The sequence below is a fragment of the Elstera litoralis genome, assembly GCF_000963705.1.
Taxonomy (GTDB): Bacteria; Pseudomonadota; Alphaproteobacteria; order Elsterales; family Elsteraceae; genus Elstera; species Elstera litoralis.
Genome location: NZ_LAJY01000290.1, coordinates 1 through 2,509, shown reverse-complemented (window position 1 = coordinate 2,509; position 2,509 = coordinate 1). Strand labels below are relative to the sequence as shown.

The 2,509-nt window shown below is 58.6% G+C and carries 4 protein-coding genes and 1 pseudogene; 3 read left to right on the top strand and 2 right to left on the bottom strand.

The genetic code is table 11. From position 1 onward, the window contains the following. The 3 genes from VZ95_RS11750 to VZ95_RS11740 all read left to right on the top strand — a co-directional run. The coding region (locus VZ95_RS11750; protein WP_045776004.1) for a ferritin-like domain-containing protein at positions 1 to 239 on the top strand (239 nt) is incomplete at its 5' end. Positions 240 to 263: 24 nt separating this feature from the next. Continuing rightward, positions 264 to 461, top strand: a complete 198-nt coding sequence (locus VZ95_RS11745; protein WP_045776003.1) for a (2Fe-2S)-binding protein — start codon at positions 264 to 266, stop codon at positions 459 to 461. Between the two features lie 170 nt (positions 462 to 631). After that, positions 632 to 1,396 (top strand): alpha/beta fold hydrolase, encoded by a 765-nt coding sequence (locus tag VZ95_RS11740; RefSeq protein ID WP_045776002.1) that lies wholly within the window; start codon positions 632 to 634, stop codon positions 1,394 to 1,396. 144 nt (positions 1,397 to 1,540) lie between these two features. Here the strand turns inward: VZ95_RS11740 and VZ95_RS11735 are convergent, their stop codons facing one another. Together VZ95_RS11735 and VZ95_RS25570 are read right to left on the bottom strand one after the other, a co-directional pair. Further along, entirely contained in the window at positions 1,541 to 2,101 is a 561-nt protein-coding gene (locus tag VZ95_RS11735; RefSeq protein WP_232302635.1) for a nucleotidyltransferase family protein, read from the bottom strand. Then, positions 2,098 to 2,509, bottom strand: a pseudogene (locus VZ95_RS25570) (ferritin-like domain-containing protein); the annotation flags it as partial. The gene VZ95_RS11735 and the pseudogene VZ95_RS25570, both read right to left, overlap by 4 nt.

Sequence of the window (2,509 nt, the reverse complement as noted above, 5' to 3'; positions counted from 1 at the left end):
AAGATGTGCCGGAAGCGCTTGCGGGCGATTTGCGCATCGAAACCCAAGCGCGGACCGATTTGATCGAAGCGATGGCCTATCTCGAAGAGATCAAAGACTACGCCAGCCGCGACTTGCTGACGAAGATTCTGGTGGATACCGAAGAGCATATCGACTTCCTCGAAACCCAGTTGGCGCTGATCGAACAGATCGGGCTGCAAAACTATCTGCAACATCAGGTCGAACCGCTGAAAAGCTAAGACCTTGGCATATTAGAGGGCCGCATGATCGTTTGTGTCTGCAATGCCTTGAGCGAGCGTGATCTGGTCCGTGCCCGTGAAAGCGGCGCGGCCACCCTCGCGGCCCTCTATAAAGCCCACGGTTGCCAAGTGAAATGCGGTCGCTGCGTCGGTCACGCCCGCAGCCTGCTGCCGGAAGCCCCGGTGGAGCGGCGGCGGCAGATGGAGGTTACCGGGGCGTAATCGCCGCCGCACCCTAATCAGGTTTGCTATGAACCGCAGAGGTTAGGTCTTCTGCGGTTTTTGCTTATCAAAAAAATCGTGTGCGATTAAATCGTGCAATTGACATTCGAATGAGGATGAGCGACATTGATCGCGCGATAACTAATCGTACACACCTAAAGGAGCCGATCATGACCAAATCCCTGCTATTGGCGTCTGCCGCTGTGGTGCTCGCCGCGACCTCCCCCGTTCACGCGCAACAGACGCCGGGCGTGCGCAATATTGTGCTGGTCCACGGTGCTTTCGCCGATGGGTCTGGCTGGCGCGGGGTTTACGATCATTTGTCCGCGCGCGGCTATAAAGTCAGCATCGTCCAGAACCCGCTGACCTCCTTCGAAGATGATATTGCGGCGACCCAGCGCGTCATCGCCCGCCAGGATGGGCCGGTCATTCTCGTTGGCCATTCCTACGGCGGGGCGGTGATTAGCCAGGCCGGGGCAAACCCCAAGGTTGCCGGGCTTGTCTATGTTGCAGCCTTCGCGCCGAACGAGGGGCAGTCGGTGCTGGATCAATATGCCGACATCGCGCCGCCGCCGAACTTCAATCCCGAAGAACAGGCCGATGGCTTTGCCTTTCTGAAAGCAGAAACTTTCCGCGCCGGGTTCGCTGCCGATGTTAGCGCCGAAGATGCGGCTTTTCTTCAGGCCTCCCAGGTGCCGATTGCGCTAAAGGCCCTCCAAACGAAGATCACCGTCGCGGCTTGGAAAAGCAAACCGAGCTGGGCGATCGTGGCAACCGAGGATGGGGCGATTGCCCCGGAGTTACTGCGCAAAATGGCCACCAAGATTGGCGCGCGCACGACCGAGATCAAGGGCAGCCATGTCGTCTTCCTGTCCCAGCCGAAAGCAGTGGCCGCGGTGATCGAGGCGGCGGCAACGGGTGCGGCGAAAAAATAAGAACCAAGCCAAGACCATCCTGGCGTTGCATGCCGCTTAAGTGCGACGTCAGGACGGGCTTAAGCCAGCTCCCGATTTACCACTGCCTGCGCTCTGCCCTATAGGCCCAGGTGGCGCTCGTCGCCATCTGGTGCAGCCGTTGGGTTAATCTTCGATGCATAGCCGGGGCCAGCGCGCGCGCCATTTTTTTGTGGCGAGGCGCTGCTGATAGACCGGCATGCGCGATATAAAGTTCGGCGTCGGACGAACCCTTAACGACATGAGATCATCGATCCCGAAGGGGGCCAAAAGATCGAGTTGCCCCTGGGATACGCGAACTGCAATTGCCGTGCAGCGCTCCGGCCAAAACCGCATTGCGTCAGCCGTGTCACAATAAGGCGGATCAGCGTTTTTCAGATGCATGGCGGCTTGGTTCTTGACCGACCAAAGCAGCGCGGGGCGGCTCCTTCTCAGAAGGGCCTCGTAGCGACAATCCAAGCCTCTATCCGTTGCCGTTGCATCGAAATAGATAACATCAATGTCGCTTTGCGGCTCCTGCCAGGGCAAGCTGTGCAACGCATCCCAAACGGCATTTCGGATAAAGCCAGCCCCGATCCAGCAATCGGGCAGGCCGAGCGCTTCGACCTGCTGCAATGCGTCCATCATCGCAGGTTGGCTTTCGACGAACCGAAGCAAATCCTGTTCGGTGCGCACGCCAAAAGTCACGCCAGTTCCCGATCCAACCGCTGCGTGCGCTTGGCCATATAGGTCCAGGCGGCTTTAGTGGCGATCTGATGCAGCAGCCCGCGCGGCGCAAGACCGACGGCCTTGAAAATCATCGCCATGAACCGATCTACATGGTGCGGGCGATAGAAAGCATAGGCCCGCCGGGCATAGGCGCGGGTGTTTGTTTTGCGATCATAGGGAACATTGGTGCCGTTTGCCGCGTAATAGGCATAGGCCAACTCATCGTCTTCGCTTTCGGTAAGACGGGTGGCGGCCACGCGGAGCCTTTGCCAGCGCCCGAGGCCATCTTTTTCAAGGTAGGTCTTAAGCGTTGCGTAGAAGAGCTTGTAATGGCGCAATTCATCGGCAGCGATGGCGGCGCAAATTTGTTGCAGGACAGGTTCCTGG

Excerpts from the sequence above, each read along its gene's own strand:
- VZ95_RS11745 (WP_045776003.1), top strand. The coding sequence starts at position 264 with ATGATCGTTTGTGTCTGCAATGCCTTGAGCGAGCGTGATCTGGTCCGT.
- VZ95_RS11740 (WP_045776002.1), top strand. The coding sequence starts at position 632 with ATGACCAAATCCCTGCTATTGGCGTCTGCCGCTGTGGTGCTCGCCGCG.